Genomic DNA, 2,879 nt, shown 5'->3' on the forward strand with positions numbered 1-2,879 from the left:
GGGGGAGGGGTTCGGTGGCGCAGGACACCAGAGAGCGCGCGCCGAGGGCCGGGGGCCCGCGCGACGGAGGCTCGGGGCGGGGCGGCGGCCGGGGCCGCGGCGCGAAGCGGGGCGGGCGGCGCGCGCTGCGCTGGTCGGCGAGTGTGCTGGCGCTGCTGATACTCGGCACGGCCGGCGCCGGATACCTGTACTACCAGCATCTCAACGGCAACATCCAAAGGGGCGCGCGCAGCGGCAGCGACGACTCGCGGGCCCAGCGCACCCGGCCCAACGCGGCCGGCCAGACCCCGCTGAACATCCTGCTGATCGGCTCCGACAGCCGCGCCTCCGCGGAGAACGTCAAGCTCGGCGGCAGCAAGGACAACCGCGACAACCCGCCCCTCGGTGACGTGCAGATGCTGATCCACGTCTCCGCGGACCGGCGAAGCGCCGCCATGGTGAGCATCCCCCGCGACACCCGCGTGGACATCCCCGAGTGCAAGGACGCCAGGACCGGACGGGTCTACCCGGCGACCAACGACATCATCAACACCACGCTCGCCCGGGGCGGCGCCGGCTGCACGCTGGCGACCTGGGAGAACCTCACCGGGGTCTACATCGACCACTGGATGACGATCGACTTCGCCGGTGTGGTGCGGATGGCGGACGCGATCCGCGGGGTCGACGTGTGCGTCAACCAGAACGTCTGGGACCGCTCCACCGCCGCCCAGCGCGGCGGCTCCGGCCTGAAGATGACGGCGGGGACGCACAAGGTCAAGGGCGAGCAGGCCCTCCAGTGGCTGCGCACCCGGCACGCCTGGGGCAGCGACGTGATGCGCGCCCGCGCCCAGCACATGTACCTGAACTCGATGATCCGCACCCTCAAGGGCCAGAACGTCTTCACCGACAGCGGCCGGCTGATGGACCTCGCCGAGGCGGCCACCAAGTCCCTGACCGTGTCCGACGAGATCAGCAGCGTCAAGAAGCTGTACGACCTCGGCATGGAGCTGAAGGCGGTGCCGACCAACCGGATCACCTCGGTGACGATGCCGAACATCGAGGACCCGCAGAACAGTTCGCATGTGCTCCCCGCCCAGGGCAGCGCCGACAAGCTGTGGCAGATGCTCCGCGAGGACGTCTCCCTCGACAAGAACGGTAAGCCGGCCAAGAAGACGGTCGCGGACGCCGAGCCCGCCAAGGCGCCCTCGGCGGCTCCCGGGCGGCTCGGGGTGCAGGTGCAGAACGGCACCCGCAGCGACACCCTGGCCCCGGTCAGCGGCCGCGCCCGGGCGGTGGCGAGCGCCCTCGGCGCCAAGGGGTACGGCCAGGCCCAGGCGGACACCACGGCCGCGCCGGCCGCCGACGAGACGGTGGTGCGCTACCCGAGCGCCGACCTGGAGGGCGACGCCCAGGCGGTGGCCAAGGCGCTGGGCATCCCGGCGAAGCAGGTGGAACGTTCCACCGACGTCTCCGGCGTGACCGTCGTGGTCGGCGCGGACTGGCGCACCGGCGACACGTACCCCAAGAAGGCCGCCCCGAAGGCCGGCGACCTCCCCACCGGCACGGACGCCATCAACGGCTCGGACGACAAGTCCTGCATGGACGTGTACAAGCCGTACCGCTGGTAGCCCGTCGACGCGAAAAGGGCCTCTCCGGGCTGCGGGAGGGGCCCTTTTCGCGTCGTCACTACCGGGGTTCGAGCACCGCCGGGCGGCGGGACGCGATGACGCGCTTCGCCAGGGACCTGGGGCTGGTCAGGAAGCCGAAGCCCCAGGACATGTGCATGGTGGCGAGGGCGACCGGGATCTGGAGGCGGGCCTTGAGGGGGAGGCCCTTGCCGGCCGGTATCGAGCCCGCGGCGATGGCGGCCAGGTAGCCGGCGGGGACCACGAAGCCCCAGGGGGTCAGGACCACGCCGACCACCACGCCCGCCGCGATGGCGCACACGGCGGCCGGCGGGGCGAGGTAGCGGAGGTTGATGGAGCCCTCGTGGTAGCGGGCGACGACGTGCCGCCAACGGCCGTAGTCCTTGTACTGCTTGGCCAGGGCCTTGATGCTCGGGCGCGGCCGGTAGGAGACGCGCAGCTCGGGCGAGAACCAGATCAGGCCGCCGGCCTCGCGGATGCGGAAGTTCAGCTCCCAGTCCTGGGCGCGGATGAACTCCTCGTTGTATCCGCCCTGTTGCTCCAGCGCCTCGCGGCGGAACACCCCGAGGTAGACCGTCTCGGCGGGGGCTGCCGCGCCACCGGTGTGGAAGGCGGCGTTGCCGACACCGATCTTGGAGGTCATCGCGGCGGCGACCGCGTGCTCCCAGTCGTTCTCGCCCTCGGCGTGCATGATGCCGCCGACGTTCTGCGCGCCGGTCTCCTCCAGGAGCCGTACGGCGGTGGCGATGTAGTCCGGCGAGAGGATGCCGTGGCCGTCCACGCGGACGACGACCGGGTGCCGGGACGCCTTGATCGCGGCGTTCAGCGCGGCGGGGGTCCGGCCGGTGGGGTTGGGGACCGTGACCACGCGGGGATCCTCGGCCACCAGCTCGGCCGCGATCTCGTCCGTACGGTCCACCGAGGGACCGAGGGCGATCACGACCTCCATGTCGCCGGCGTACTCCTGCGCGAGGATCGCCTGGACGGCGCCGCGCAGATGCCGCTCCTCGTTGAGCACGGGCATGATCACGGACACGGCGGGGTGCCGCACGTCGGGCTTGGCGTTCATAGGGGGCTCACGTTACCGCGAATGGGGGACACCGTTGCGCGCCGCCGCGGCCGCGACGCGGGCTGGAGATCGTATCGGCCTACGGTGATCACATTCCCACGTACGGCCGCATCCCGGAGGTGTCCCTTGCCCAGACCGCCTCGGCCCCCCGCCCCGTCCGTCCGGGGTGCGGGGGGCGCTCCCAG

2 protein-coding genes are annotated in these 2,879 nt (G+C 72.1%); one reads left to right on the forward strand and one right to left on the reverse strand.

The window, feature by feature from the left end; all coding sequences use genetic code 11:
* Positions 1 to 14 precede the first annotated feature (14 nt).
* The gene (locus tag GT030_RS06280) at positions 15 to 1,607 is read left to right on the forward strand and encodes an LCP family protein (RefSeq protein WP_161200226.1); all 1,593 of its coding nucleotides are present in this window, start codon (positions 15 to 17) and stop codon (positions 1,605 to 1,607) included.
* A 58-nt stretch (positions 1,608 to 1,665) separates the two neighbouring features.
* Here the strand turns inward: GT030_RS06280 and GT030_RS06285 are convergent, their stop codons facing one another.
* Entirely contained in the window at positions 1,666 to 2,694 is a 1,029-nt protein-coding gene (locus GT030_RS06285; protein WP_161200227.1) for a glycosyltransferase family 2 protein, read from the reverse strand.
* Positions 2,695 to 2,879 lie beyond the last annotated feature (185 nt).

The sequence above is a fragment of the Streptomyces sp. SID1328 genome, from assembly GCF_009865595.1.
Lineage (GTDB): Bacteria > Actinomycetota > Actinomycetes > Streptomycetales > Streptomycetaceae > Streptomyces > Streptomyces griseoluteus.